Annotated in this window: 27 protein-coding genes; 15 read left to right on the forward strand and 12 right to left on the reverse strand. The window is 71.5% G+C overall.

Annotated features, from left to right (window positions below; all coding sequences use genetic code 11):
* Positions 1-6: 6 nt before the first annotated feature.
* Positions 7-1,203, forward strand: coding sequence for an NAD(P)-binding domain-containing protein (locus Ate02nite_RS46155; RefSeq protein WP_203814413.1), 1,197 nt, complete (start codon positions 7-9; stop codon positions 1,201-1,203).
* Here Ate02nite_RS46155 and Ate02nite_RS46160 read toward each other — a convergent pair.
* Positions 1,196-3,811: an EAL domain-containing protein gene (locus Ate02nite_RS46160; protein ID WP_203814348.1), complete on the reverse strand. Its 2,616-nt coding sequence runs from the start codon at positions 3,809-3,811 to the stop codon at positions 1,196-1,198. The genes Ate02nite_RS46155 and Ate02nite_RS46160 overlap by 8 nt on opposite strands.
* A 133-nt stretch (positions 3,812-3,944) precedes the next feature.
* Between Ate02nite_RS46160 and Ate02nite_RS50065 the strand changes: the two genes are divergently transcribed.
* On the forward strand, positions 3,945-4,505 hold the full coding sequence (locus Ate02nite_RS50065; RefSeq protein ID WP_438871332.1) for a response regulator transcription factor: 561 nt from the start codon (positions 3,945-3,947) through the stop codon (positions 4,503-4,505).
* Here Ate02nite_RS50065 and Ate02nite_RS46170 read toward each other — a convergent pair.
* Genes Ate02nite_RS46170 through Ate02nite_RS46185 form a run of 4 tightly spaced genes read right to left on the reverse strand, consistent with a single transcriptional unit; the run spans position 4,421 to position 8,686 of the window.
* Positions 4,421-5,515: an FAD-dependent monooxygenase gene (locus Ate02nite_RS46170; RefSeq protein WP_203814350.1), complete on the reverse strand. Its 1,095-nt coding sequence runs from the start codon at positions 5,513-5,515 to the stop codon at positions 4,421-4,423. The two genes, Ate02nite_RS50065 and Ate02nite_RS46170, sit on opposite strands and share 85 nt — an antisense overlap.
* A 12-nt stretch (positions 5,516-5,527) precedes the next feature.
* Positions 5,528-6,805: an AMP-binding protein gene (locus Ate02nite_RS46175; RefSeq protein ID WP_203814351.1), complete on the reverse strand. Its 1,278-nt coding sequence runs from the start codon at positions 6,803-6,805 to the stop codon at positions 5,528-5,530.
* Positions 6,795-7,898: a 3-dehydroquinate synthase II family protein gene (locus tag Ate02nite_RS46180; protein WP_203814352.1), complete on the reverse strand. Its 1,104-nt coding sequence runs from the start codon at positions 7,896-7,898 to the stop codon at positions 6,795-6,797. Before Ate02nite_RS46180 ends, Ate02nite_RS46175 begins: the two co-directional genes overlap by 11 nt.
* A complete protein-coding gene (locus tag Ate02nite_RS46185; protein WP_203814353.1) occupies positions 7,895-8,686 on the reverse strand; it encodes a 2-amino-3,7-dideoxy-D-threo-hept-6-ulosonate synthase in 792 nt (263 codons plus the stop codon). Before Ate02nite_RS46185 ends, Ate02nite_RS46180 begins: the two co-directional genes overlap by 4 nt.
* Positions 8,687-9,090: 404 nt before the next feature.
* On the opposite strand from Ate02nite_RS46185, the gene Ate02nite_RS46190 reads away from it, so the two are divergent.
* The 3 genes from Ate02nite_RS46190 to Ate02nite_RS46200 all read left to right on the forward strand — a co-directional run bounded on the left by Ate02nite_RS46190 (position 9,091) and on the right by Ate02nite_RS46200 (position 14,158).
* A complete protein-coding gene (locus Ate02nite_RS46190) occupies positions 9,091-11,865 on the forward strand; it encodes an ATP-binding protein (RefSeq protein WP_203814354.1) in 2,775 nt (924 codons plus the stop codon).
* Positions 11,866-11,946: 81 nt separating this feature from the next.
* The gene (locus tag Ate02nite_RS46195) at positions 11,947-13,485 is read left to right on the forward strand and encodes an FAD-dependent monooxygenase (RefSeq protein ID WP_203814355.1); all 1,539 of its coding nucleotides are present in this window, start codon (positions 11,947-11,949) and stop codon (positions 13,483-13,485) included.
* 67 nt (positions 13,486-13,552) lie between these two features.
* Positions 13,553-14,158, forward strand: coding sequence for a hypothetical protein (locus Ate02nite_RS46200; protein WP_203814356.1), 606 nt, complete (start codon positions 13,553-13,555; stop codon positions 14,156-14,158).
* A gap of 33 nt (positions 14,159-14,191) precedes the next feature.
* Here Ate02nite_RS46200 and Ate02nite_RS46205 read toward each other — a convergent pair whose 3' ends face one another.
* Both Ate02nite_RS46205 and Ate02nite_RS46210 read right to left on the reverse strand, forming a co-directional pair.
* Entirely contained in the window at positions 14,192-14,710 is a 519-nt protein-coding gene (locus Ate02nite_RS46205) for a hypothetical protein (RefSeq protein ID WP_203814357.1), read from the reverse strand.
* Between the two features lie 183 nt (positions 14,711-14,893).
* A complete protein-coding gene (locus tag Ate02nite_RS46210) occupies positions 14,894-15,436 on the reverse strand; it encodes a Pycsar system effector family protein (RefSeq protein ID WP_203814358.1) in 543 nt (180 codons plus the stop codon).
* An 87-nt stretch (positions 15,437-15,523) separates the two neighbouring features.
* On the opposite strand from Ate02nite_RS46210, the gene Ate02nite_RS46215 reads away from it, so the two are divergent.
* Positions 15,524-16,222, forward strand: a complete 699-nt coding sequence (locus tag Ate02nite_RS46215; protein WP_203814359.1) for a Crp/Fnr family transcriptional regulator — start codon at positions 15,524-15,526, stop codon at positions 16,220-16,222.
* Here Ate02nite_RS46215 and Ate02nite_RS46220 read toward each other — a convergent pair.
* Positions 16,165-16,392 carry a DUF6767 domain-containing protein gene (locus tag Ate02nite_RS46220; RefSeq protein ID WP_203814360.1) on the reverse strand — a complete coding sequence of 76 codons (228 nt, stop codon included), beginning with the start codon at positions 16,390-16,392 and terminating at the stop codon, positions 16,165-16,167. The two genes, Ate02nite_RS46215 and Ate02nite_RS46220, sit on opposite strands and share 58 nt — an antisense overlap.
* Before the next feature lie 125 nt (positions 16,393-16,517).
* Between Ate02nite_RS46220 and Ate02nite_RS46225 the strand changes: the two genes are divergently transcribed.
* The 9 genes from Ate02nite_RS46225 (at position 16,518) to Ate02nite_RS46260 (ending at position 23,266) form a co-directional block, all read left to right on the forward strand.
* On the forward strand, positions 16,518-16,706 hold the full coding sequence (locus tag Ate02nite_RS46225) for a hypothetical protein (protein WP_203814361.1): 189 nt from the start codon (positions 16,518-16,520) through the stop codon (positions 16,704-16,706).
* On the forward strand, positions 16,706-16,831 hold the full coding sequence (locus Ate02nite_RS49665; protein ID WP_275423006.1) for a hypothetical protein: 126 nt from the start codon (positions 16,706-16,708) through the stop codon (positions 16,829-16,831). The genes Ate02nite_RS46225 and Ate02nite_RS49665 overlap by 1 nt, the downstream gene beginning before the upstream one ends.
* Before the next feature lie 198 nt (positions 16,832-17,029).
* Entirely contained in the window at positions 17,030-17,596 is a 567-nt protein-coding gene (locus Ate02nite_RS46230; protein ID WP_203814362.1) for a TSUP family transporter, read from the forward strand.
* A 121-nt stretch (positions 17,597-17,717) separates the two neighbouring features.
* Complete coding sequence (locus tag Ate02nite_RS46235; protein ID WP_203814363.1) at positions 17,718-18,380, forward strand: DUF1684 domain-containing protein; 663 nt, start codon at positions 17,718-17,720, stop codon at positions 18,378-18,380.
* Between the two features lie 16 nt (positions 18,381-18,396).
* Positions 18,397-19,881 (forward strand): ABC transporter substrate-binding protein, encoded by a 1,485-nt coding sequence (locus Ate02nite_RS46240; RefSeq protein WP_239148211.1) that lies wholly within the window; start codon positions 18,397-18,399, stop codon positions 19,879-19,881.
* Positions 19,881-20,837 (forward strand): ABC transporter permease, encoded by a 957-nt coding sequence (locus Ate02nite_RS46245; protein WP_203814365.1) that lies wholly within the window; start codon positions 19,881-19,883, stop codon positions 20,835-20,837. The genes Ate02nite_RS46240 and Ate02nite_RS46245 overlap by 1 nt, the downstream gene beginning before the upstream one ends.
* Positions 20,834-21,730 (forward strand): ABC transporter permease, encoded by an 897-nt coding sequence (locus tag Ate02nite_RS46250; RefSeq protein WP_203814366.1) that lies wholly within the window; start codon positions 20,834-20,836, stop codon positions 21,728-21,730. Before Ate02nite_RS46245 ends, Ate02nite_RS46250 begins: the two co-directional genes overlap by 4 nt.
* On the forward strand, positions 21,727-22,527 hold the full coding sequence (locus tag Ate02nite_RS46255; protein WP_203814367.1) for an ABC transporter ATP-binding protein: 801 nt from the start codon (positions 21,727-21,729) through the stop codon (positions 22,525-22,527). The genes Ate02nite_RS46250 and Ate02nite_RS46255 overlap by 4 nt, the downstream gene beginning before the upstream one ends.
* Positions 22,520-23,266, forward strand: a complete 747-nt coding sequence (locus Ate02nite_RS46260; RefSeq protein WP_203814368.1) for an ABC transporter ATP-binding protein — start codon at positions 22,520-22,522, stop codon at positions 23,264-23,266. The genes Ate02nite_RS46255 and Ate02nite_RS46260 overlap by 8 nt, the downstream gene beginning before the upstream one ends.
* A 305-nt stretch (positions 23,267-23,571) precedes the next feature.
* Here the strand turns inward: Ate02nite_RS46260 and Ate02nite_RS46265 are convergent, their stop codons facing one another.
* The 4 genes from Ate02nite_RS46265 to Ate02nite_RS46280 form a co-directional block, all read right to left on the reverse strand.
* A complete protein-coding gene (locus Ate02nite_RS46265; RefSeq protein ID WP_239148212.1) occupies positions 23,572-24,468 on the reverse strand; it encodes an ABC transporter substrate-binding protein in 897 nt (298 codons plus the stop codon).
* Between the two features lie 61 nt (positions 24,469-24,529).
* Positions 24,530-25,180, reverse strand: coding sequence for an ABC transporter permease (locus Ate02nite_RS46270; RefSeq protein ID WP_203814369.1), 651 nt, complete (start codon positions 25,178-25,180; stop codon positions 24,530-24,532).
* Positions 25,177-25,827 (reverse strand): ABC transporter permease, encoded by a 651-nt coding sequence (locus Ate02nite_RS46275; protein ID WP_203814370.1) that lies wholly within the window; start codon positions 25,825-25,827, stop codon positions 25,177-25,179. The genes Ate02nite_RS46270 and Ate02nite_RS46275 overlap by 4 nt, the downstream gene beginning before the upstream one ends.
* A complete protein-coding gene (locus Ate02nite_RS46280; RefSeq protein WP_203814371.1) occupies positions 25,824-26,828 on the reverse strand; it encodes an ABC transporter ATP-binding protein in 1,005 nt (334 codons plus the stop codon). The genes Ate02nite_RS46275 and Ate02nite_RS46280 overlap by 4 nt, the downstream gene beginning before the upstream one ends.
* Positions 26,829-26,874 lie beyond the last annotated feature (46 nt).

A 26,874-nucleotide genomic window follows, 5' to 3' on the forward strand; every position in this document is an offset into this window, starting at 1 on the left:
GTCGTCATCGGCGCCGGTCATGCCGGCCTCGCGGCCAGTCACTTCCTCAGCGACCGGTCGGTCGACCACGTCGTCCTCGAACGGGGCGAGGTGGCCAACTCGTGGCGACGCGAGCGATGGGACTCCCTCCGGCTGCTCACGCCGAACTGGCTGAGCCGCCTGCCGGGCCAGGACTACGACGGCCCGGATCCCGACGGTTACATGACGACGGGCGAGGTGGTCGACTTCATCGAGCGCTTCGCCCTCGCGTCCCGGGCCCCGGTGCGCACCGGCACCGAGGTCACCTCGGTGCGCCCCGCCGACGGTGGCTATCACGTCGCGACCAGCCAGGGTGACCTGCTCTGCCGGGGGCTCGTGCTGGCCAGCGGCGCCTGCAACCTGCCGGTCGTGCCCGAGCTGAGCGCCGGGGTGCCGGCCGCGGTCACCCAGGTGACCCCGCTGGACTACCGCGGTCCGGGCGAGCTTCCGGACGGCGGCGTGCTGGTGGTGGGCGGGTCGGCTACCGGCGTCCAGCTGGCCGCCGAGCTGCGGCGGTCCGGCCGGCCGGTGACCCTGGCGCTGGGCGAGCACGTGCGGCTGCCCCGGCTCTACCGCAAGCGCGACGTGCTCTGGTGGATGGACGCCTCCGGCGTCTGGGACCAGCGGTACGACGAGATCGACGACCTCAACCGGGCCCGCCGGCTGCCGTCGCCGCAGCTGGTCGGCACCCCCGAGCGCAGCACCCTCGACCTCAACGCGCTGACCGAGCTCGGCGTGGAACTGGTCGGCCGGCTCGCCATGGTGCGCGACGGCGTCGCCCTGTTCTCCGGCGGACTGCGCAACGTCTGCTCGCTCGCCGACCTCAAGATGCGGCGCCTGCTCGCCACTTTCGACGAGTGGGCCCGGGCCGGCGGGCGCGAGGACGAGGTCGGTCCGCCCGAGGAGTTCCCGCCGACCGTGGTGCCGGCCGCCCCGCGGCTGAGCCTCGACCTGCGCCGCGGCGAGATCGGCTCGATCGTCTGGGCCACCGGTTACCGGCCGGATTACCGCTGGCTGGACGTGCCGGTGCTGGACGAGAAGGGCCGGCTGCGCCACGAGGGCGGTGTGGTCGACGCCCCGGGCCTGGTCGCGCTCGGCCTGCCGATGCTGCGCCGACGCCGCTCGACCTTCATCAACGGCATCGAGGACGACGCCCGAGCGGTCATCGACCACCTGGTCAGGTGATCCGGCGTACGTCCTGGTGGGTCTCCAGGAGCGCCTCCAGGCGCTCGGCGGGCATCGGCTTGCCGAGCAGATCGCCCTGACCGAGCCGGCACCCGGCCGCCCGCACCGCCTCGAGGTCAGCCGGTGACCGCAGGCCGTGGGCGATCACCTCGAGGCCCAGCCGACGGCTGAGTGTCACGGTCACGTCCATGATCACGTCAGCCGGCTGGCCGAACACCTCCCGGTCGATCTTCAGCAGGTCGATCGGGAGGATTCGTAGCCGGCTCAGCGAGGTCGGCCCGGCCCCGAAGTGGTCCAGCGCGGTCCGGATGCCCTGCGCCCGCAGCCGGCCCAGGAGAACCGGGAGGTCCTCGACGGCCGGCAGGTCCACCTCGGCCACCTCGAATACCAGCGCGGCCGGCGGGATCTGATAGAGGTCCAGGGCGGTGTGCAGGCTCGCCTGGAAGGCCGGATCGGCCAGCGCGCGCGGCCGCACGTCGAGGGCCAGCCAGAGCGACTCGTGGTGCTGCCGCCAGCCGGCCAGCAGCCGGCACGACCCGTGCAGCGCCCATTCGGCTACCGGCGGGAGCAGGCCCAGGTCCTCGGCCAGGGCGAGCAGCTCGGCGGCCGGCACCGGCCCGAGGGTGGGGTGCCGCCAGGACGGCAGCGCCTCGACGCCCACCGGCCGCCCGGTCGCCAGCTCGACGATCGGCTGGTAGCTCAGCTCCAGCTCGCCCCGCTCCACCGCGCCGGGCAGATCCTGCTCGAGGGTGGAACGACGTAGCAGGCGCACTTCCATCCGCTCGTCGTACCACTCGACCACGCCCGGCGGACCGGACCGCACCGAGCGCAGCGCCAGCACCGCCCGCCGGATCGTCTCGTCGATGCCGTCGGCCGGATTCACGTCGGCCATCCCGGCCCAGGCCGACAGGTGCGAGACCGTGCCGGCCGTCGGATACGGCGCGGTCAACGTGTTGAGCAGCCGACTGGTGAGCAGGTGGGCGCGGACCGCACCGCAGCGGGTCAGCACCGCGAACCGGGTCTCACCCAGCCGGGCCGGCACGTCCGTGGAACCGACTCCGGAGCGCAGCCGGCGGGCCGCCTCGACCACCACCACCTCGGCCATCTCCGGCCCGTGCACGTCGCCGATCGCGGTCAGCCCGCCCAGCTCGAGGACGATCATCGCGCCCGCGTCCGGGATCAGTTCGGCCGCCCGGCCCAGGCCCTGCGGGTTGACCAGGCCGGTCTGCCCGTCGAGGTGGGTCGCCACGCGCAGCGCCTGTTCCAGGTCGCGCAGCTCACTGACGTCCCGCACGTGCACGACCAGGTTGTGACCGGGCTCGGCCGGGTCGGCGCCGGAGGTCGTCCACTCGGTCGCCCGCCACCGGCCGAAACCGTCGCGCAGCCGTACCGGCAGGCACTCCCCGCCGGCCGGCCCGTGCATCCGCGCGGTCAGGTAGGCATGCACCTCGTCGGCCTGGTCCGGATGCACCAGCACCGACACCGTCCGGCCGAGCACGTCCTGATCGGAGAGCCCGAACTGGCGGGCCGCGGCCGGCGACTGCCAGCGCACCGCCAGATCGGCATCGAGCACCATCGCCACGTCGGCGGCGCCGAACATCAGGTTGCGTAGCCGGTTGCCCTGGTCGGTCAGATGGTCGGCGTGCCGGCGTAGGGCGAACGCCGCCACCCACTCCCGGGCCGCCACCGCCGTGATCGCACTGATGCCCAGCATGATCGACACCGGATCCAGCCGGCCGCCGTTGATCAGGTGGTAGACGGTGACCAGTGCGGCCCCGAGCATTGGCAGGGTGAGCAGGGGAACGCCGGCCGAGGGCTCGCTGCCGGCCGGCGGGATCGGGCCGGCGTCCGGGCGGACCCGGGTCGAGCCGTGCCACATCAGCCCGGCCGCCACGTTGATCGCGAGGGCGGCGGCCACCGCCGCGATCGGCGCGTTCGGGTTCATCGGGAAGTCCAGGCCGACGACCATCGCGGTCAGCCCGACCAGGGACAGTGCCGCACCGGGCGCGCACCATTGCAGCGCCGACCGGTTGCGGGTCGCGTGCACACCGGCCACCGCCACGGTCGCGATGGCCCCGGCGCCGAAGACCAGGGCGGTGATCGCCGCGCCGCGCCGCTCGCCCTCGGTGAACAGGAACAGCCAGGGCAGGTAGATCAGGCAGCCCGCGATGCCCAGGATGTCGAGCCCGAAACGAAGCCGGGCGAGCAGGTCCCGGCGCTGACGCGGGCGGAGGATCGCCGGAAGGTGGAGGGCCGCCACGAAGAACAGGCTGACCAGCGGAATCTCCGCCGGCAGCGGAACACCCCCGCCGACCAGCACGTGCGGCGCGACGAGCGCGGCGACCGCGCTGGCCAGCCCGGCCGCCGCGGTGAGCAGGACACCACCGGCCAGGGCCAGGGCGCGGGGACGCGGGCCGGCCGACCGTCCGGTGACGACGGCGCGAATCATCAGCCCGGCGAAGACGGCCGAGCAGGCCGTCAGGAATCCGGCGGCGGCCGGGGTGGGAAGCAGGCCGAGCAGTGCGGTCAAGGCGAACACCACGGCAGCGGCCAGCGCCGGCCGGCCCAGGTGCCCGCCGGCCGGGCGGTCGGGGGTCCCGCCTGCCATCGGCCTCATTTCAGGCGCTAACGAGTGACCCACCATTCTGGTTACGGCCGAGAGGTTCCCGTCAATGGACTATTTCTGGCCGGTTCGCGCGCCCGCCCGGCCTCACCATCGGACTCGACCCCGAGGAGGACCGATGGAAAAGCTCGTTCCCACCAGCACCCCACCCACACCGGACGACGTCCGGGCCCGGCTGGCCGGCCGGGTCGCCGGCCTGTCCCCGTCCGCGCGGCACCTGGTGCAGGCGACCACGGCCCTGCCCTCGTCGTTCCGGCCGGCCCGGCTGAGCGCGCTGCTCGGCCGGAGTCTGATCACCCTGCTGCCGGACATCGAGGAAGCCATCGCGGCGGGGCTGCTCGTCGCCATCGACGACATGCTGGCGTTCAGCCACGAGCTGGTTCGCCCGACCGTCGAGGCGTCGATGCCCGCCGCGGTGGTGGCCGCCCTGCGACGCGAGCGGCCGCGCGCGGCACCGGCCCGGCAACCAGGCGACCTGGGCCTCCTCAGCGACCGTGAGCTGGAGGTCGCTCAGTTGGTCGCGCTGGCGCTGACCAATCAGCAGATCGCCGTCCGGCTGGATCGGTCACCGCACACCGTCAACTTTCACCTCCGTCAGATCTTCCGGAAGCTCGGGCTGGCGTCCCGGGTCGAGCTGGTGTCGCTGCTGGGAAGGAGGGAAGCCACCCGGCGACCGTAGAGCCAGTCGTGCGAGCCCGGCGGGGCCGCCGCCATCGCGGTGTCCCGCTGCCTCTGCTCGTCGCCGTCGGGCAGGTGATAGACGTGGGCGCCGGCCCGGGACAGGTCGGCGACCGGCCCGACTCGCTCGCGGCGCAGCGCCTCGAAGCGCCGGAACGCGTCCGGCCGCCCGCCGCACCGGGCCAGTGCGGCGGCGTCCTCGATGGCCTGGGCCGCGCCCTGGGCGATGAACGGCAGCATCGGGTGGGCCGCGTCGCCGATGAGCACGACCCGGCCGTGGTGCCAGCGCGGGGCCGGCGGGCGGTCGTAGAGGGTGTGCACCTCGGGCCGTTCGATCCGGTCGATCAGGTCGCGCACCGCCGGATGCCAGCCGTCGACGTTCGCGTCCCCGGGGCGGCCGACCACGACCAGGTTGAGGTGTCCCCGGCCGATCGGGTAGGCGACCACGTGCCGGTGCGGGCCCAGCCAGACCACGACCCGATCCAGCTCGGTTTCCATCGGCAGGACGGCCCGGACGGCCACGTACCCGCTGTCCCGCAGCTCGTCCCGGACGACCAGGCCACGAACCGCCGAGTGCAGCCCGTCGGCGCCGACCACGGCGGTGGCCCGCTCACCGGTCCCGTCGGCGAAACAGAGGGCACCGTCGTCGGTGACCGACACGCACCGGCGTCCGAAGACCACCGCGGCCTCCCGCAGCGCGCCGACCAGCGCACCCCGGCGCATCGCGTAATACGGGGTGTCGTACCGGCTCAGGTCGGTACGGCTGATCACCGTGTTGTCCTGCCAGCGACGGATCTCCCGGCATGACGGTCGAGCCGCCGCCTCGAACACCTCGCCCAGGCCCAGTTCGTGCAGCTCGGCCGCGGCGTTCGGGGCGATCTGGATGCCCGCCCCCTCGTCCGGGAGCGCGTCCCGTCGCTCGAACACCACGCTGCGGATGTCCCGGCGGGCGAGCGCGATCGCGGTGGTGAGACCGCCGATCCCGGCGCCCACGATGGCGATCCGGTCCATGCGTGCCGCCTTTCAGTAGTAGCGCAGGGCTCGATCCCAGTTCTCGCCGGCGGCGAACAGGCCGCGCGGCTTCATCACCTCCGGCGCCGCGGTGAGCACGTCGTCGGGCACCAGCGTGCCGGGTGGCACGGCTTCCACCCGGGCCTCGCGGCCGAGGAGAGCGGCCAGCTCGTGCACCGCCGCGTCCGCGTGTCGAGTCGGGACCTCGATCTGCACGTGCAACCCGGGTGGCTCGGCTGGCTCGGGACGGGCTCGCCAGAACATCACGCCGTACTCCGCCGGAAGCTGGAAGATCAGATCCTCCAGCTCCACCTGGGTCAGGCCGTCGCCGGCCGCGAAGCGGCCGAGCACCCGGACCACCGGCAGCGCCCAGCCGCACGGGCAGTCCCGATAGGCCACCTCGACCCGGTCGCCCAGGTGGTAGCGCAGCAGCGGCATCGCCTCCCGGAACAGCGGCGTGACCACCAGCTCGCCGGCCCCGTCGGGAGTGATCCGGCCGGTGACCGGGTCGTACACCTCGAAGATCGCGCGGTCCGCCCACAGATGCAGGCTTCCGTGCGGGCATTCGCCGGCCAGCCCGCCGGTCTCGCTCGCGCCGTACTCCTCCACCACCGGCGCCTGCCAGATCTGCGCGATCCGGGCCCGCCGGGCCGGGCTCAGCGGTTCACCGGCCACCAGCAACGCGCGCAGGGCGGGGAAATCGCGGCCGGGCGCGAGGCCCGCCCGGGCGGCCGCGGCCGCCCAGAGCAGGGCATCGGTGGGCAACGACCAGGTCAGGGTGACCTCCAGGTCGTGCATCAGGCGGACCACCTTGGCGTACGGGGTGGCCAGCGACCGATTGTCGGCCGGCACCACGGTCGCGCCGCAGGCCCGCGCGCCGGCGTGGGCCACGTGCCCGGTGAGCATCAGTGCGTACGGAGTGCGGACCATCAGCGTGTCCGACGGCCGGATGCCGATGTGCATGCGCGTGTACCGGTCGATCAGATCGGCCCAGTCGCTCTCGGTGTAGTACGACGCGGTCGGCGTCCCGGTGCTGCCGCTCGACTCGTGATAGGTCGCCAGCCGGGACCGGTCCACCGCGAGCAGCCCGAACGGGTACCCGTCGCGTACCTCGGCCTTGCTGGTCAGCGGGTATCGGTCGAACTCGGCCCGGTCGGCCGGAAGGCCGCGCCGGCGGTAGAACGGCGAGCCGGCCGCGGCGGCCAGCGCGGCCGGCAGCAGCTCGTCCTGGAGCTTGGCGAGGGCATCGAAGTCGCCCCAGTCCCCGATCCGGGGCCGGTCAGAGCTCATGGCAGAGCTCGTCGATCGGATAGCCGACGTGCCGTTCCCGGCCGGGCAGGTAACCGAGCACCTCGTCGCCCGGCCGGAGCTCGGTGGAGTTGAGCACCACGCCGCCCGGGCCGAGCAGCCGTACGTGCCAGTCGTCCTGCACGATCAGGTTGAGCTGCTCGCCGGTGGGTGCCACGGCGTCGATGGCGAGCAGCGGCCGGGTCTCGATCTTCACCCGGCCGACGGTCACCGGCCGGCTGCGGCCGTCCGCGCGCACCGCCAGCACGGTGGCCCCGGCCTGTAGCTCGCACAGATAGCGGGTGCGCTCGTGGTCGGCCAGCGTGTACGACATGACCGCGCCGGCGTTGACCCGGAACGGCCGCATCGGCATGTAGGGCAGCGGATGCGTCTCGCTGACGCACAGCAGCAGCCCGCGGGAGCGTGACCCGACCAGGATTCCCTCGTCCGGGTTCAGGTACGAGCAGGTGTCCACGCAGGCCCGCTCGCCGGAGCCGCAGTGCCGCACCCCGGTGACGGTCAGGGTGACCAGGTCGAGGTCCGGTGAGCGGTGCCGCACCACCTCGGTGAGTTTGGTGGCGTCGCCCGGTCCGCCCGGCCGCAGCAGCACCCCGTCCGGCCCACGTTCCAGCACGGTCAGGTGCACCGAGGCCTCCTCGACCCCGCTCACCTCGGTGATGATCCGGCCGTCGGCACCGTCCGCGGCGGCCAGCACGATCTCCAGCGGGATGTGCGTGGGGTCGTGGAAGCGCAGCACGGTGAGCTCGTCCCGGCGCACCCGCTCGCAGGCCAGTTCCAGGCTGGCCGCGTCGGTGACGTCCACCCGGGTGCCGAAACGTACCCCCGGCCGGTCCACCGTCGCCCGGGTGGCCGGGTCGACAAGCACGAGGTCGGCGTTGCCCAGGTCGTCCGGCAGGTCGCCGGTGACGGTAAGCACCCGGGTGACGGTCGGCGGCAGATCGGCCAGATCGGCCGGGTCGTCCGCCACGATCGCGTCGAAGCGCAGGTGGACGGCCTCCTCGCAGACCGCCTGCCGCCAGGGCCCGGCCTCCCGCAGGTCGAGCCAGCACTCGCGGCGCTTGCTCGCCGCGCTCATCGGACGGCCACCGAGGTGCGGTCGTGCACCACGGCGGCGAGCCGGCGCACCATCGCGCCCGGGTCTCCGGCGGTGAACACGAGGCGTCCCACCGCCACGCCGGCGGCACCGGCCCGGATGGCCGTCGACATCCGGCCGAGCACGGCGTCCGGGTCCGATCCCGGGTCTCCGCCGGCCGCCAGCACCGGGACGGCAGCGCCGGCGATGATCCGGGCAGTCTCCGCCGGGTCGTCCGGCAGGGCCGTCTTGACCAGGTCGGCGCCCAGTTCGGCGGCGACCGCGACGGCGTGCGCCACGAGATCCGGGGCCCGGCCGTCACGAACCGCCGGGCCGCGCACGTACATCATCGCGAGCAACGGCACCGACCAGCGGTCGCACTCCTCCGCGACGGCGGCCAGGTGGGCGATCTGCGCCGCCTCGGTCCGGGATGCCGCGTTGACGTGCACGCTGACCGCGTGCGCGCCGAGCCGGAGCGCCTCCTGGACGGTGGCCACCGGGAACTTCGCGTCCGGGTCGGCCGCCATCCGGGTGCTCGCGTTGAGCTGGATCACCAGCGACAGGTCACGGAACCGGTCGGGGTGGATCCGGCGGGCCGCGCCCTTGTGGACCACCACCCCGTCGGCGCCGTGCTCGGCCAGCTGGCCGACGAGGGTGTCGAGGTCACCGTCGTCGCGCAGCGGGCCGGCGCCCACGGCGTGGTCGAGGGGGATCAGGAGCAGACCGGAGCGGCCGCCCCGGCCGAGGTGGCTCAGGCGTAACCGCCGTCCGAATGCTTCGTTCGGGTACATCGCGACTCCTCGGTGAGTGCTTCGTCGATGCCGTCCGAAGTTAACGACGGATCCCGCCGCGGCCTACCGCACGATTGAGTGGGTGCGCGGGCGAATTTGGCGAAAGTGCAGGTCGGCGCCGTCGTACTCGTATTGACCTGATCAAATAGGTAGTCGTTGGCAAGATCGGGTTATCTCGTTGGTGCACAACGGAATCCGCTGTTCGTACCTAGCCAGTAGGCTGCTCGCCGGAAAGGTCGCGCCCGATCGAAAAGCGCGCCGCCACGGGGGATTTCCAGCACGACGGATGGCTGAGCGAACCGCACGAACGGCTATTAGCCCGTTGCGTTGACGGCCCGCACAATCAGCCTCCTAAACCTCGATGGGGGCGTAATGGAGATCAATCCAGGTGGGGGGCCACCGGCGTGAGCTGGCGCCTTCTCGGGCGGGAGCCGGAGGTCGAGCTGCTGACCGGGATCCTGGACGACACCGCGGCCGGTGCGGGTGGCTGGCACGTGCTGACCGGCCCGCCCGGCATCGGCAAGTCGCGGCTGCTGCAGGCCGTGTTCGAGCTGGCCGCCCAGCGGGATCTCGCGGTGGCGACCCGCGAGGCGTTCCGGCTTGATCAGGCCGCGCCGCTGGTGACCCTGGCCGGCGCGCTGCGTGACTGCACCACCGAGACCTCCGCGTTCGCCTGGCTCACCGAGCACGAGCCGGAACGATCCGATCCGCTCGGCACCCTGCAGCGGCTGCGCACGTCGCTGGAGCAGGCGACTCGCGAACGTCCGCTGCTGATCGTGATCGACGACGCCCAGTGGACGGATGAGCTGAGCGCGCTGGCGATCCGGGAGCTGATCCCGGCGCTGGCCTCCGCCCCGGTGCGCTGGTTGTTCGCCCACCGTCCGCCGTCCACCGAGGACCGGGACAGCCCCGGCCACCAACTGATGCGGTGGCTGCTGCGCGACGGCACCCCGCCGATCCGGCTGAACCCGCTCGCCGATCCGGACATCGCCGAACTGAGCGCGGACGTGGTCGGTGCCGCGGTGGACAACACCGTGGTGGCGCTGGCCGCCTCGTGCCTGGGCAACCCGCTGCGCACCGAGCAGTTGCTGCGGGCGCTGGTCGCCACCCGCCAGCTCGTGGTGGCCCGCGGAGTCGGCTCGGTGGTCGGCGACGACCTGCCGTCCAGCTTCGTCGACTCGGTCCGGGAACTGCTCGACTCGCTGTCCGAGCCGGCCGCCTGGCTGCTGCGGTCGGCGTCGGTGTTCGGCCGGCCGTTCGGCGTCGACGAGGTGGCCCGTCTCTCCGGGCATCCGCTGACCCGGCTGTATCCGCTGGTCGGCGAGGCGATGACCGACTTCCTGGTCGAGGACACCCTGGGCGGCCTGGCCTTCGCCCACGACCTGGTCCGGCAGGCGGTGTACAGCATGCTGCCGCGGCCGATGCGCGAGCAACTGCACCGGGAGGTCGCGGCGATCACCAGTGACGCCGGCCGGCCGGCCCTGGAGACCGCCGAGCACCAGCTCAAGAGCGGCCCGTCCGGGGCCGGTGCCGCGGTCCGGATGGTGCGCTCGATGGCCCGCGAGATCGCCCGGGTGGCGCCGGGCGCCGCGGCCGACATCATGTTGCGGGCGCTGCCGGCGGTGGATGCCGGCGATCCGGACCGGCCGGTGCTGATCGCCGACACGGTCGGCCTGCTCGCTTCGGCCGCACGCCTGGAGGAGGCTCGGCGGCTCGGCGGCGAGGCCCTCGGCGCGGGGCTGGACCCGGACACCGAGGCGGTACTGCTGCTCGGCCTGGCCGAGGCGTGCAAACACGGTGGGCTGAACACGATGACGGTCGAGTACACCGACACGGCACTGCGGAACCCCAGGATTCCCGCCGGGGTGCAGGCCCGGCTGCACGCGGTGCGCACCCACGCCCTCTGCTACCTCGGCGACCTGGCCGGGGCCGACGACTCGGGCGTCCGGGCCGAAGCCCTCGGCCGGCCGGCCGGTGAGTACGGCGCCGTGGTGTTCGGCCTGGCCGGCCGCAGCCTGGTCGCCTATACCGAGGGCCGGTTGGACGACTCGCTGGCGTACGCCCGTTCGGCGACCGAGCTGGCCGACCAGGAGGGTGGTGCGGCGGCCCACCAGCATCCGCGGATCTGGCTGGGTGGTGCGCTGACCGCGCTCGACCGGTTCGACGAGGCCGAGCAGGTCATCCGGACCGGGCGCCGGGAGTCCGACCGATCCGGCTCGGCCTGGGCCGATCCGCTCTGGCACTACTTCCAGACCGCCCTGCTGTACGCCCGCGGCCGGCTCGAGGAGGCCGCGGTGGAGGCCCAGTCGGGTCTGGCGGTGGCCGAACAGCACGAGGCCAACGCCCTCGCCATGCCGTTGCTGGGCATGCTGCTGCGGATCGCGGTCCGGCGCGGCGAACTGAGCCGAGCGCAGGACCACCTCGATCAGGTACGCCGGCTGGCCGGCGACGGGGTGACCGCCGTGCCCGAGGACGTGCTGTGGGCCGAGGCCGTCCTGCTCGTCGCGACCGGCGCACCGAAAGCCGCGTTCGACCTGCTCCGCGACCTGTACGCGGGCCTTGCCGACCGGCCGGCCCTGTTCGCCGCCGACCCCGCCGCGGCCGCCGAGCTGGTCCGCCTGGCCCGGGACACCGGGCATCTCGGCGAGGCGTCGATCGTCGTCGCGGCGGCCCGGCGCCTCGCCGAGCGCAACCCCGGCTCGCACTCGGCGGCCGGTGCCGCCGAGCACGCCGCCGGCGTCCACCACGGTGACCTGGCCCGGGTGGAGCGGGCCGTCGCGGAGTTCCGGCTGGCGAACCGGCCGCTCGCCCTGGCTGCTGCTCTCGAGGACGCGGCATCGCTCGGTGGCGACGGCTACCAGGAGGCGTTGTCCATCGTGACCGGATGCGGCGCCGAGCGGGTCCGGGCGCGGATCGAAGCGGTACTTCGAGCCCGCGGTGCGGTGGCGCCGGAGCCGTCCGCGCCGCCTGCGCCCTGCCTGCCGCAGCTGTCTCCGGCCGAGCGCCGGGTGGCGATCGAGGTCGGCCGCGGCGGCACCAACAGCGAGGTCGCCGAGATCCTGTTCATCTCCAAGCACACGGTGGACGCGCACCTGCGCAACATCTTCGCCAAGCTGGGCGTGCGGCGACGGGCCGAACTCGCCGCCCTGGTCGCCCGGGAGTGCGGCCCAACCACGTGAACACGTGATGACGGATGACCCTCTCGGCACCGAGCATGGCGGTGTAACACCGCCGCCCATCCCTCCGCTCAAGGGACACCCATGCCGCCCTCCGCTCTGCGTACGCCGGTGCTCGTGGCCGGTGCCGGCGTCGTCGGCTCACTGACCGCGCTCGAGCTGGCTCACCATGGCGTGCCGAGCATGGTGGTGGAGAGAGCCGACCGGCCGGCCCGGATTCCCGACCTGCTGCTGATCAACGGGCGCAGCATGGAGCTTCTCCGCCGGCTGGACCTGACCCGCGACCTGCGGGCGGCCGGCCTCGACCCGGATTGCCCGCTGGACTTCCTCTGGTCAGCGGGGATCGACCGGCCACCGGCGCTGCAGTGGCGGCTGCCGCCGGTGGCCACCCTCCGCCAGGCGTACGCCTCGACCACCGACGGCACCGCGCCGATCGAGCCGTACCTGCTCATCTCCAGTCCCGGGCTGATCGGCCGATTACGGCGGGCGCTGCGCGGGCACCCGCTGATCGACCTGCGCACCCGCTGGACCCTGACCGAGGTGGAGGCCGAGGCCGACACGGTGACCGCCACGGTGCTGGACGCCGAGGCGGGCGCCCGGCACTTCGTCGAGGCCGGCTATCTCGCCGGATGCGACGGGGCCGACAGCACCGTGCGTCGCTGCGCCGGACTGACCCTGGAGGAGCTCGGGCCACCCGCACCCCACCTGATCCTGCATTTTCGCAGCCCCACTCTGGCCGCCCGGTGGGCCAACCCGACCGTGGCGGTCACCGGGGGAACAACCGTGATCACCGGGCACGACGGTGACCGGTGCGTGGCCTACGTTCCCCTCACGGCGGACGAGCAGGCCGCCCTCGCCAACCCGGCCGACCTGCTGCAGGACCGGCTGGGTGTCGCTGAGGACCCGTCGCGGATCGTGACCGTGGTGCAGCGAGCCGGCGTGCCGTCGGTCGCCCGGTCCTATCGCCGGGGCCGGGTCTTTCTCGCCGGGCAGGCCGCCCATCAGGTCGAGACACCGGGGGATGACCTGGCCACCTGCATCGGCGACGCCGTCGGCCTGGGCTGGCGGCTGGCCGCGGCGGTGCACGGCTGGGCCGGTGACCGGCTCCTGGCCGGCTATCAGACCGAGCGGCGGCGGCAGGCCCTGGCCGACCGGGAACATGCCGTCCGCCGCCGGGCGACCCGGCTTCGCCTGCAGCGCCTGGTGGAGTCCGGGGTGGACGGCGCGGCACTCGCGGCCGTTCTCCGCAACGGGCCGGCCCAGCTCGACCCGGCCGGAACCGGACCGGCCGAGCTGGCCGGCGTTGCCGGGTACCGCCCGCCCGCCTTCCGGCTCACCGGCGGCGGCCAGTTCTTCGATCGGCTGGGACCGCAGTTCACACTTGTCGACCTGACCGTCGGCCAGGACGGCTATCCCCTGGTCAAGGCGGCGCGGACGCGGGGCATCCCGGTGCGCCACCTGCCGCTGGCCGGCGCGCCGACCCCGGCCGCCTGGTCCGGCCGGCTCGTGCTGATCCGGCCCGACCAGGTGGTCGTCTGGTCCGCGGACGGCCCGCCGATCGACTGCGACGGCGTGCTCGACGAGGCGACCGGGGCCCGATCGCGGTTATACGAGAACACGTGATGCGCAATCCCGGTCCCTCCGGCGAGGCTCGACATCTCCCCGTAGATCTCGAACGGACAGAGGGACGATGTCAACGAGGATCACCGAGGACCTGGGGCGAACCACGATCGGGAGCTGGTACATCCGGCTTTCCGACAACCCCTCCCCGCGCCGTAACCATTGGCAGACGAAGATCATCTATTACCAGGCTGTCGCCGACCTGCTCACCGCCTCGCCGGGGCGCCCGCTGACCTGGAAGACCATTGTGGGTGCGGCCCGGCCGCGCGGCTGCCGCAGTACGTTCTACGAGGTGGCCGGCCCGCACGCCCGACACGGGATGATCGGCGATCTGATCGCCGACGGGAGCGCCCGCTCGATTGAGATCGCCTGGCGGTACCGGCGACTCGACCCGGTCGAGCAGCTGATCGACGAGACGAAGGTGTGGTCGTTCTGGCCGCATCGGCAGCCGTACGCCGAGGTGGCCACCGACCCGCAGCTGGCACCGGACACGGTTCCGGACGAACTGCGGGCCGCGCTACTGGCCTGGGCCCGGGCCAACCCGGCGCTGGCGGCCGCGAACGGGTACCGTCCGCCGGCCTGCGCCGTCGAGGACCTGGCGGTGATGCATCGGGGACGGCTCGCCGCCAGCCGGGCGGAAGGCCGCCTCACCGAGGTGCTGCGGCAGGCTCACTGAACCAGGTGTTCCCCGGACCAGCCCGCCCGGTCCTCAGGCCGAGCGCGGCTGGTCCGGCGGAATGCACAACTGGGCGTGGAGTGCCTCGATGCAGATTCCGCGGCCACGCAGCGGCAGCGGGTGGCGGCCGATCCGGCGCGCGATGTCCTCCTCCGCCACCGCGGGCACGTCGTAGGCGTGCTTGCGGGTGATGGTGGGCAGGTTCGCGGCCAGGTAGGTCGCGCACTCGGCCTCGGGATCCTGCACCTGCTCGCGGACGATCTCGATCGGCTCGTGCACCCGCCAGCTGAATCGGACGGTGGCGTCGAAGAACAGCGCGTCACCCGAGGCGGGTAACTGGCAGGCGAACACCGCGTGGTGCGGGCGGCTGTCCACGACGTACGCCGTCGTCGGGCCCTTCCACCAGGTCTCCCCGGTCGTGTACGGCGGTTCGGGGGCGACCAGCTCGTTGTCCGGCATCTGGAAGACAAGGACGGTGCCCGGCTGGGCGATCGGCCGTCGTGCGAACGGCAACCGCTTGAGCTCCAGTGTGTTCAGGATCGGACCGGGCATCGCCATCTCGCTTTCGTGCGGGCGTCGCGTGGCTTCCGGGCCGTCGGGAGCAGCGGATTTTGCGGCACAGGCCAATTCTCGAAGCCACGGTGGGCGGAGCCCATCGCCCTGCGGTGCACAACGGACGGTGATGATCGGCACCGGTCCGGGCCGATCGGCCCTTTCGTTCCGCTTCTGGCCAGCTCAACGGCTGGTCAGTCCGATGGCGGCGGTCGCGGCCATCAGGCCGAGCGCGGCGAGCAGGCCCAGGACCGCGACGTTGACCGCCCGATATTTGCGGGTGGCCACGTTCGCGTTGGAGAGGATCTGCCCGGTCAGGGCGGACATCAGCGCGGAGCGGTCGGTGGACAGCCCGGCGAACTCCCGGGCGAACGCGTCGGCGTCGTACCCGAACCGGGCCGTGATCGTGCGGTAGAAGAGCAGGCTGGGGCTGCCCTTCCGGAGGAGCTGGCGCGGGCGCAGCGCGATCCCGGCCGCGATCCCGGACGTCACGATCGTGGCGGCGGCGAGGGTCGCCACGACGGTGAACAGGGTGCCGGCCGTCCGGGTCTGCGCGACCAGGGTGTAGAGGAGACCGCCCAGCACACCGCACGACGCCAGCGCCGCGGCGGCCTTCGTCTCGGCGTGCTTGACCAGGTCGAACTGGAGCTGCAGTGCCCGCCAGGCGTCGTCGGTGGCCGGCGGTGGTGGCGGTGGTGACGCGGCCTGGTCCTTGCGTGTCGCCATCGGACTCCTCAACTGGGGGCGAGATCCACCAGCTTGGCAGTACCGGGCAACGGGTGTTCGGGCCGGCAACCGGCATGATGAGGTGTCATGGCGGAGACAATCTCCGGGCGACCCACCGGTTGGGCCCCCGGAACGTTCCTCGGCGGCCTGTCCCGGGCCGCCGCCGAGGAGCTGCTCGCACGCAGTGCCCGGCGCCGCTACCTGAGCGGCCGCCGCATCCTGCGCGAGGGCGTGCTGGGCTCGCACGTCGTCGTGCTGGAGAGCGGCTTCGTCAAAGTGACCACGGCGGTCGAGGGGTGCGAGACCCTGCTGGCCATCCGGTTGCCCGGCGAGCTGATCGGCGAGATCGGTGCGCTCACCGGAACCCCGCGCAACGCGACCGTCACCGCCTGCGGCACGGTCTATGCCGCGGTCGTCACCCGAGCCGGCTTCGAGGAGTTCCTGCGCGGCCATCCCGAGGCGTCCAACCTGGTCATGGCGGTGATCGCGGGCCAGCTCAGGTGGGCCAACCGGCGGCGGAGCGACTTCGCCGCCTTCCCGGCGCACATCCGCCTGGCCCGCCTGCTGGTGGAGATCGCCGAGGCGTGCGGCCGGCCGCTGGCGGACGGCAGCATCCAGATCGTCGTCCCGCTGAGCCAGCCCGAGTTGGCGGCCATGATCGCCATCGCCCGCGCGACCATGCAGAAAGCCATCCATGAGCTGCGCGCCCGCAAACTGATCAGTACGTCCTATCGCCGGATCGTGGTGCTCGACATCAAGGGCCTGGCCCGGCTGGCCGACGGTTGACCGGCCGGCGCCCGTAGCGCGGCCGCCTGCACGCCGGCCCGTAGCTCGTCGTCGGTCATCACCAGGTAGACCAGCGGGCAGTCCTGCGGCCCGGTGGCACCCAACTGACACAGCCTGCAGTGCTCACCCGGGCGCAGCGGGCACCGCTCGTCCGGCTTCCACGCGGTCATACCTACAGCCTCCCGCCGGGCGGCCCCGGGCGGCAGGGCCGGTGGTCCTCGAAGCTGCGCGGCGGTTGAGAAAAGGCGCGCAGGCAACGTGTCACAACCGGCGGGCCTGTCCGGTCCTAGGAGGCATGGCTGTCATCACCAAGACCCACGCGCTCCGCGTCATCCGCCGCGCCTACGGGCCCGAGCACGCCGACGCGGTGGCCGGGCAACTGCCCGAGCGGATCGACATGACCAACCCCGCCGACACCGCCCTGCTCTACCGCCTCGGCCTGACCCCCGACCGCCTGGCCAGCGCCCTGGGCGGTGAGCTCTGATGGATGCCATCACGAAGCTGGCCGTGCTGCTCGACGACCCCGAGGTCCGGGGGCTGATCCTCGGTCTGGGCGCCGCGCCCCGGCTGCAGGAGAACGACCGGGAAGCCGGTGCTTTCGGCAACTAGAACCTCTCGCGGCTTCCGAGAACTGGCGCTTTCCCCCAGAAAGCGCAGACCTTTTCGGTACGCGCCGGTCCGCTCCCGTGGCACTCGGTCCCGGCAGGTGCAACTCGCCCTCCGCGCGCCCGCCACGGGCGGTCCCGGCCCAAGACCTCACCCCCCACCCCAACCGTCGACGGCCGGCGCGGCGATCACCGCATATTGATGAAGCTCGTCCGGTTCACCGTGGCCGGCCTGCCCAGGACCGACCTCGGCAAGCCGTTGCGCAAGCGGTTCCTGGCCCCGCTCGGCGTGGTCGCCGGGTTCGTCGACGCCACCGGCGGAGGCGGCTGGGGCCCGGTCGGCACGCCGTCCATCCTGGCCAGCGGCCGGCTCGAGCCGCGCAAGACGATCGGCTCGATCGACACCAGTGAGTTCCTGGTCGCGATCGCGGCCAGCCTCGGCTTCCTGTTCGGTATCGGCGGGGAGGGTGTCAATGCCGGCTGGGCGCTCGCCCTGCTGCTGGGCGGCGTGATCGCGGCGCCGATCGCGGCCTGGCTGGTGCGGCACATCCCGCCGCGGGTGCTCGGCTCGGCGGTGGGCGGGATCATCATCCTGACCAACGTGCGCACCCTGCTGCGCAGCGACTGGATCGACGCCCCGGACACCACCCGCTATGCCGTCTACACGGTGATCTACGTGATCTGGGTGGCGGCTCTGGCGTACTCGATCCAGCAGTACCGCCTGCATCGCGAGGAAGATCGCCAGATCATCGCGGCGGCGGCCGCCTGAATCTGTTGCGCCGCCGCGGCCCGACCAGCGGGTCGCGGCGGTGTGATCATGGTGACCATGGCGAGTAAACCTATGAGAGTTGTAGGGTTTGCCTGGGAAGTCGCCAAGATCAACTAAGGGGATGGCCACCGTGACGGTGGAGGAACACGCAGCCTGGACGTCGGCCCGCTACCGCGCGGTCACCGCGCCGACCGGCAACCTGGCGCTGATCGACACCCGCTGGGGTGCCGACGATCCGAACGCCGCGCTCGCCGGGCAGCCGGAGACCGTGACCGCGACGCTGCTGCGCAACCGTGAGGGGCTGCCGGGCGTACGCCTCTGGGACTCCGAGTCGCCGGCGATCCGCAACTTCGAGCGGATCGACGCGTTCGCCTACGACCCGGCCTGGGTGCTCGAGGCCCGCTGGACCGACGCACCCGACCAGAAGCCGTTCGCGCACCTGCGTGATGAAGGACGCACCCGTGACCTGCCGGTTCCCGGTGATCTCCACCTCACCCTGGCCGGCCGCGACTACACGCTGAGCGCGTTCGACGACGACGGCGACCTGCTGCTGGTCTTCGGCGACCCGACCAACGGCTCCCAGACGTACGGCGGCGGTCGGTTCTTGATCGTCGAGCGAGTCTCCGACGAGCTGGTCCGCCTCGACTTCAACCGGGCCTTCGTGCCGCCCTGCGGGTTCTCGGAGCACTACAACTGTCCGCTCCCGCCGCCGCAGAACCGCCTGGCCGTGCCGGTCGAAGCCGGCGAAAAGCTTCCGATCTTCAAAGCTGGATTTGAGCACTGAAATGGAGAAATACACCGTGCGACGTTTGATAACGGCCTCGCTGGCGGCGGTCACGACGCTGAGCCTCCTGGCCGCTTGCGGCGGGGGTGACGACGAAGCGTCCGGCAATAAAGACAGCAGCGCCGCCACCATCCAGGTGGGCTCGCTCTATGAGCCGCAGAACCTGGACAACACCGCCGGCGGCGGCCAGGGCGTCACCGAGGCGCTCAACGGCAACGTCTACGAGGGGCTGTTCAAGCTCACCGACGACGGCAAGGTCGAGCCGCTGCTGGCCAAGGACCAGAAGGTCAGCGACGACGGCCTCACCTACACGTTCACCCTCCAGCCGAACGTGAAGTTCCAGTCCGGCAAGGCGCTGACCTCGGCCGACGTGAAGGCCAGCATCGAGAAGGTGACCGCCGAGAACTCGAAGTCGGCCCGCAAGAGCAACCTCGAGGTCATCAAGTCGATCGCGACTCCGGACGACTCGACCGTCGTGGTCACGCTCAAGACCCGGTCGATCTCGTTCGTCTACAACCTCAGCTACATCTGGGTGATCAACTCGGCCGCCACCGACCTGGCCACGACCGCCGACGGCACCGGCCCCTACAAGCTGGGCGAATGGAAGCGCGGCTCGACCCTCACGCTGACCAAGTTCGACGGCTACTGGGGCACGCCCGCCAAGAACGCCGGCATCGTGTTCCACTACTTCACCGACGCCACCGCGCTGAACAACGCGCTGCTCACCAACGCCGTCGACATCGTGACCAGCGAACAGAGCCCCGACGCGCTGGCCCAGTTCAAGAGCAACAGCAACTACAAGGTCAACAACGGTCAGGGTACGACGAAACTGCTGCTCGCCTTCAACGACAAGGTCGCGCCGTTCAACGACGTGAAGGTGCGCCAGGCGATCACCCAGTCGATCGACAAGAAGAAGCTGCTCAGCTCGATCTGGGGTGAGTACGGCACCGTGATCGGCTCGATGGTCCCGCCCAGCGACCCCTGGTACGAGGACCTGACCTCGGTCAACGCCTACAACCCGGACGCCGCCAAGGCCGTGCTCAACGGTGTGAAGTTCACGCTCGACACCCCGAGTTACGACCCGCACCCGACCGTGGCGACCTTCATCAAGAGCGAGCTCGCGAAGGTCGGCGTCACCGTCACCATCAACACGATCAGCGCCGACGAGTGGTACACGAAGGTCTACCAGAAGCACGACTTCACGGCGACGCTGCAGGAGCACGTCAACGACCGCGACGTCGTCTGGTACGGCAACCCCGACTTCTACTGGGGCTACGACAACAAGCAGGTCACCGCGGACATCGACCAGGCCGAGCAGGCCACGACCACCGATGAGCAGACCGCGCTGCTGAAGAAGGCCAACGAGCAGATCGCCGCCGACGCGGCCAGCGACTGGCTCTACCTCTACCCGCAGATCGTCGTTGCCTCGTCGAAGCTGTCCGGCTACCCGCTGAACGGCCTCAACGCCCAGTTCTTCGCGTACGGCATCACGAAGAGCTGATGATCTCGTACCTGTTGCGGCGAACAGCGATCCTCCTGGGGTCGCTGTTCCTCGCTGCCGTGGCACTGTTCGTGCTGCTGAGGCTGCTGCCCGGCGACCCGGCCAACGCCCTGCTCCCGGTGGGCGCGACCCCCGAGCAGATCGAGGCCGCCCGGCGGCAGCTGGGCACGGACGCGCCGCTGCTGGACCAGTTCGGCACCTGGCTGGGGCACGTCTTCACGCTGGACCTGGGCAAATCCCTGATCAGCACGCTGCCGGTCGGCCCCGAGATCGTCACCCGGCTCCCGGTAACCGTGCCGCTGACGCTCGCTGCCTTCGTGCTGGCCGTGCTGGTAGCGGTGCCGGTCGGCGTCCTGGCCGCGGTCCGCGCCGACCGCTGGTACGGTCCCGTGCTCAACGCGGTAGCCCAGTTCGGCATCGCCGTACCCGCGTTCTGGGTGGGTTTGTTGTTGATCACCGTCTTCGCGCTGCGCCTGCAGATCCTGCCGGCCGGCGGCTTCCCACCGGACGGCTGGGCCTCGCCCGGCCTTGCGATCGAGGCCCTGGTCCTGCCGGTGATCACGGTCGCGCTGGTCATGTCGGCTTCCTTGATCCGCTACGTCCGGGCCGCCACCCTGGACGTCCTAGGAGCCGACTACCTGCGCACCGCCCGCTCGCTGGGCATGTCCCGGTCAGGCGCCATGCGCCGGCACGGCCTGCGCAACGCGGCGGTCCCGGTGATCGCCGTCCTGGCCATGGAATTGGCCACCACTTTCCTGGGCGCGGTAGTGGTGGAGAGCGTCTTCGCCCTCCCCGGCCTGGGCGGCCTGCTGGTGCGAGGCATAGCCCAGCACGACTACCCGGTGATCCAGGGCGTGATGCTGGTAAGCACCGCAACGGTCCTGGTGGTCGGCTTCCTGGGCGACCTGGCCCAGCGCCTGGTAGACCCCCGCCTACGAAACCGAGCGGCCTCATGAGCAGCACCGCCTCACCGCCGGATTTGTCGCCCGCCCCGCAGTCTGACCCGTCGCCGGCCTCGGCGCGGGCAGGCGCCGGCTCGCGGCGCCGCTCCCTGCACCTCGTCATCGGCCTCGTGCTGGTCGGGATCATCGCGGGCGGCGTGCTCATCTCCTACTTCTGGCTGCCCTTCGCCCCCGACGACACGTCCGGCGGCCGGTTGGTGCCGCCCGGCGGCGACCACCTGCTCGGCACCGACAAACTCGGCCGCGACCTGCTCACCCAGCTGCTGATCGGCGGCCGCATCGCGCTGGCCACCGCTCTCGGCGCGGTAGCCGTAGGCGGCGTCCTAGGAGTGAGCTTCGGCCTGCTGGCCGGTTTCGCCACCCGCTGGCTGGACGACGCCGCCGCGGTAGTCCTGGACATCCTGATCGCGTTCCCCACCCTGCTGCTGGCCATGCTGCTGGTGGCCGGCGCCGGCGCCTCCCTGACCACCGCCATCCTCGCGATCGGCCTGGCGATGGCCGCGATCGTGGCCCGTCTGACCCGGGTGCTGGTCAAGCAGGTGCTGGGCCGCGACTACATCACCGCCGCCCGCATCGCCGGCGTCTCCTGGCCGCGCGTAGTAGCCAGCCACGTCCTGCCGAACATCGCGCCGGTGGTCCTGGTAAACCTGGCCCTACAGGCCGGCCTGGCCGTCCTCGCCGAGGCCAGCCTCTCGTACCTGGGCCTGGGCACCCCACCGCCAAACGCGTCGTGGGGCCGCATGCTCTACGAGGCCCAGGCCACCGTCCTGACCGCTCCGGCCGCCGCCCTAGCTCCCGGCTTGGCCCTGGTAGCCCTGGTAATCGGCATGAACCTGACCGCCGACGGCTTACGAGACCTGGCCGACCCCCGAAGGGCCGCGCGATGAGCCTGCTCACCGTTGCGGGACTGACCGTGCGGGACCAGGCCGGGCGGGCGCTGGTCGACGACGTGTCGTTCGCTGTCGCGGCCGGGGACCGGGCCGGCCTGATCGGCGAGTCCGGCTCGGGCAAGTCGCTGACCGCGCTCGCCGTCACCGGCCTGCTGCCGCCCGGCCTCACCGCCACCGGCGAGGTCCGGCTGGATGGCGTCGACATGATCCGCGCGCCGGAGAAACACCGGACCGCCACCCGCGGCCCGGTCGCCGCCATCGTCTTCCAGGAACCCCTAACCGCGCTGGACCCGCTGATGACGGCCGGTCGGCAGATCGCCGGCCCGCTCCGGCGATTGCATCGCCTGCGGGGTGCGGGGTTGCGCGCGGCGGTCAACGACGCCCTCGACGAGGTACGCCTGACCGACACCGACCGCATTGCCAATTCCTACCCGCACCAGCTTTCCGGCGGCCAGCGCCAGCGGGTGGCGATCGCCATGGCCCTGGCCTGCCGCCCGCGATTGCTGATCGCCGACGAGCCCACCACCGCCCTCGACGTCACGGTCCAGGCCGAGATCCTCGACCTGCTGGACCGCCTGGTCGAGACCCGCGGAACCGCCCTGCTGTTCATCACCCACGACCTGCCGGTGGCCGCCCGAGTAACCCGAGACACCCACGTGATGCGCAACGGCCAAATCGTCGAATCAGGCCCGATCGCCGACGTGATCGCCCACCCCAGCCACCCCTACACCAAAACGCTCGTCGAGAGCGCCCGCCGCTTCGACGCCGCCCTGGAACGGACCGCCCGTGACTGACCCGATAATCGAGGCGTCCAAGGTCGGCTTCACCTACCGAGGCGGCAAGCCAGTACTGAACGACGTCGACCTGGCCGTCCACCCCGGCCAAAACGTGGCCCTGGTAGGCGAGTCCGGAGCAGGCAAGACCACGCTGCTACGCCTGCTGCTGGGCCTGGCCAGCCCCACCGACGGAACCATCCGCTTCGACGGAACCCCACTGACCCGAACCCGGCTACGCGATTACCGACGAGCGGTGCAGGCCGTATTCCAGGACCCATACTCGTCCCTGGACCCCCGCCACCGGATAGGCCGAATAGTCGCCGAGCCGCTGCGAGGCCTGGGCCTGGGCACCGACCCAGCCAAGGTGGCGGCGGCGCTAGAGGCGGTAGGCCTACCCGCCGACACAGCCACCCGCTATCCCCACGAGTTCTCCGGCGGCCAACGCCAGCGCATAGCGATAGCCCGAGCAATAGTCGGCAACCCGCGCCTGCTGCTGGCCGACGAGCCGGTAAGCGCCCTGGACCTGACGACAAGAGTCCGCATAGTCGACCTGCTGGGCTCCCTGTGCGCCGACCGAGGCCTAACCATCCTCCTGGTCTCCCACGACCTAGGCGTAGTAGCCGAACTGTGCCAACACACAGCGGTGCTGGAACACGGCCGCCTGGTAGAACAGGGCCCCACCAGCCAGGTCCTAGGCGAGCCTTCCCACCCGTACACCCGAAGGTTGTTGGAAAGCGTCCCCCGCCTACCGCAGTAACCGGCGCGGAATGTTCGCTTAGCCCCCCACAAAGCCCGGCCTGCCCAAGCTGACCTCTTGGCGCCCCCACAGCGCGGAAGCCAGACCGCAGTGCGGAAGGGGACCGCCCAGCCCAGCCACGCAGTGAGCGGCGAGGTACCAAGATCCTGGCCGTAACGGATTCCCACGCGAGGTTGGGGGCCGAGGGTGATCCTGCAGGGCATAGATGCTTTACCGCCCAGCAGGGTCACCCTCGGCCCCCAACCGTCCCACCGCAAGGAAAAGCCCCGCCACCCAGCAGAAAGCCAGGCAGCGGGGCAGGGAGATCAGACCAGGCCGTTCTCGGAAAGGAAGGCCTTGGCCACCGCGGCGGTGTCCTTCTTGTCCACCTGGACCTGGGCCAGGTAGGTGGTCAGGTTCTCGGTGGTCAGCTTGCCCGAGACGGCGTTGAGAGCGCCGCTCACGGTCGGGTTGTTAGCGGCCGTGCGGATCAGCGGGATGATGTTCTCGGCCAGGTAGAGGTTCTTCGGGTCCTCCAGGACGACGAACTTGTTGGTGGCGATAGACGAGTCGGTGGAGAAGATGTTGCCGACGTCGATCTGGCCCTTGGTCAGCGCGTTCACGGTCAGCGGGCCGCCGGCGTCGAGGGGCTTGAAGGTCTTGAACTTGATGCCGTAGAGCGATTCCAGGCCCTTGAGGCCCTGGTAGCGCTCCTGCCACTCCGGCCCGGCACCGATGGTGAGCTTGTCCGCCACCGGCTTGAGGTCCTCGATGGTCTTCAGGCTGTACTTCGCGGCCGTCGCGCTGGTGACGGTCAGGGTGTCCTTGTCCTCGGCGGCCGACTGCTCGAGCACCTCGGTGCCGGTCGGCAGCACCTTCTTGAGCTCGGTCAGCACCTGGTCGGGGCTGCTGACGCCCTCCGGCGCCCCGCCCTTGGCCAGCGCGGACAGCAGCGCGCCGTTGTACTCCGGCAGCAGGTCGATCGAGCCGTCCTGCAGCGCCTTCAAATAAAGCTCACGGGCGCCGATGTTGAACTGGCGCTTGACCGTCACGCCCTTGGCTTCCAGGGCCTGCGCGTAGATCTCGCCGAGCAGCTCGCTCTCGGCGAAGTTGGCCGAGCCGATGGTGACCGTGGAGGTCGAGGCGCTGCTGCCACCGGCCGGCTCGTTGCTGAGCGGGTCATCGTTGGCGCCACATGCGGACAGGGTGAGGGCAAGGGTCACACCGGCGGCGAAAACACCGGCGAATCGCGTACGCAACAAGGGTCTGGCCTTTCGTTCTTTTTTAGCGGAGCCCGGGGGAGACGATCCAGCGCTGGGCCAGCGCGAGGATCAGGTCGAGTACGACCGCCAGCACCGCGACGACGATGGCGCCGGCCAGCACACGGGAGTAATCGTTGACGGCCAGGCCGTCGATCAGGAGGCGGCCGAGGCCGTTGAGGCCGACCGCGGCGGCCACCGTCGCGGTCGCCACCACCTGCAGGGCGGCGCTGCGGAAGCCGCTCATCATGACCGGCAGGGCCATCGGCAGTTCCACCTTGAACAGCACCTGCCAGGGGCGCATGCCCATCCCGCGGGCCGCGTCGACCACGCGGTGGTCGAGGGTCCGCATGCCGGCGTACGCCGAGGTCAGGATCGGTGGGATGACCAGCACGGTCAGCGCGATGAGCACGGGGGTGAGGCCGAGGCCGAGCAGGGTGACCATGAGCATCAGCAGGCCGAGGGTGGGCAGGGAGCGGCCGGCGTTGCCGGCGTTGATGGCCAGGAACGAGCCGCGGCCGGTGTGCCCGATGTACAGGCCGACCGGCAGCGCGATGATCGTGCCGATGATCAGGGCCAGCACCACGTACCAGACGTGGGACAGGATCAGCTGCGGGATGCTGCCGTCGGCGGTGAGGCTCCAGTGCGCCGCGTCGAACAGGTAGGAGAGGTTCACGCCGCGCCCCTCTGGTAGCGGGTCCACGGGGTGACCAGCCGCTGCAGCCCGACGATCGCCAGGTCGCAGATGCCGGCGAGAGCCACCGACAGAACGATGCCGACGATGATCGGCTGGGTGTAGAACAGCTGGAAGCCGCGGGTGAACAGCTGGCCAAGACCGCCGACGCCGATCAGCGCGCCCACGCTGACCAGGCTGATGTTGGAGACCGTGGCCACCCGAAGGCCGGCCAGGATGACCGGCAGCGCGACCGGTAGTTCGACGTCGATCAGCCGCCGCAGGCGGCGGTAGCCCATCGCGGTGGCCGACTGCACGACCAGGGCGTCGACCGAGCGCAGGCCGTCCGCGACGGTGCGGGCGAGCAGCGCGACGGTGTAGATGGTCAGCGCGACCACGATGTTCAGCGGCGACAGGATCTTGGTGCCGAGGAGGACCGGCAGGAAGACGAACAGCGCCAGCGACGGGATCGAGTAGAGCACCCCGCACGTGTTGACCAGCGGGTGGTAGAGCCAGGGGAAACGGACGCCGAGGTAGCCGATCGGCAGCGCCAGCACGAAGCCGATCACCACCGGGACCAGCGCGAGCCAGACGTGCTGGCGCAGCGCGGTCAGGATGGTCTCCCAGTTGTTCGACAGGTAGGTGCTCACTTGGCCGCCCGGCGTTCAGCGAGGTGGTCGACCAGGTCGTGGTGCGGTACCAGGCCGTCGGCCTTGCCGTTCGCGTCGACCCGCACCGCGATGCCGACCGGCGAGGTGATCGCCAGGTCGGTGACCAGCCGCAACGAGTCCTCGACGGTGAACGTGCCGCCGGTGGGCTCGCCGTCGCCCCAGCTGACCGGCCGGCCGGCCTCGTCGAGCAGGAGGTCGGCGGTCAGCGGGCGCACCGGCAGGCCGGCGGCGGTGTCGAAGGACAGGCTGCGCAGCCCGCGGTCGCGGCCCACGAACTCGGCCACGAACTCGTCGGCCGGGTGGTCGAGCAGCTCCTGCGGGGTGCCGATCTGGGCGAGCTTGCCGCCCTGGCGGAGGATGACGACCACGTCGCCGAGCTTGATCGCCTCGTCGATGTCGTGGGTGACCATCGCGATCGTCTTGCCGAGGTCTTTCTGCAGGCGCAGGAACTCGCGGTGCAGGCCCTCGCGCACGACCGGGTCGACGGCGCTGAACGGCTCGTCCATCAGCATCACCGGCGGGTCGGCGGCGAGCGCCCGGGCCACCCCGACGCGCTGCTGCTGGCCGCCGGAGAGCTGGGCCGGGTAGCGACTGGCGAACTCGGCGGACAGGCCGACCCGTTCGAGCAGCCCCAGCGCGGCGGTGCGGGCCTCTTTGCGGGACTTACCGAGCAGCATCGGCACGGTGGCGACGTTGTCCAGCACGGTGCGGTGTGGGAAGAGGCCGGCGTGCTGGATGACGTACCCGATCTTGCGCCGCAGGAGAGCGTCGTCCTGCCCGGCCACGTCCTGGCCGTCGATCAGGATCCGGCCCGAGGTCGGGTTGATCATCCGGTTGATCATGCGGAGCGAGGTGGTCTTGCCGCAGCCGGACGGACCGACGAACACGGTCGTCTTGCCGGTGGGAAGCTCGAGGGAGAGGTGGTCGACGGCCGTGCTGCCGCCGGGGTACACCTTCACGACGTCGTCGAATGTGATCATGGTACTCCCATGGCGGCGCTCCGGTGAATGAGGCTATTCATACTTC

Origin of the sequence: Paractinoplanes tereljensis, assembly GCF_016862435.1 — a bacterium.
Taxonomy (GTDB): Bacteria; Actinomycetota; Actinomycetes; order Mycobacteriales; family Micromonosporaceae; genus Actinoplanes; species Actinoplanes tereljensis.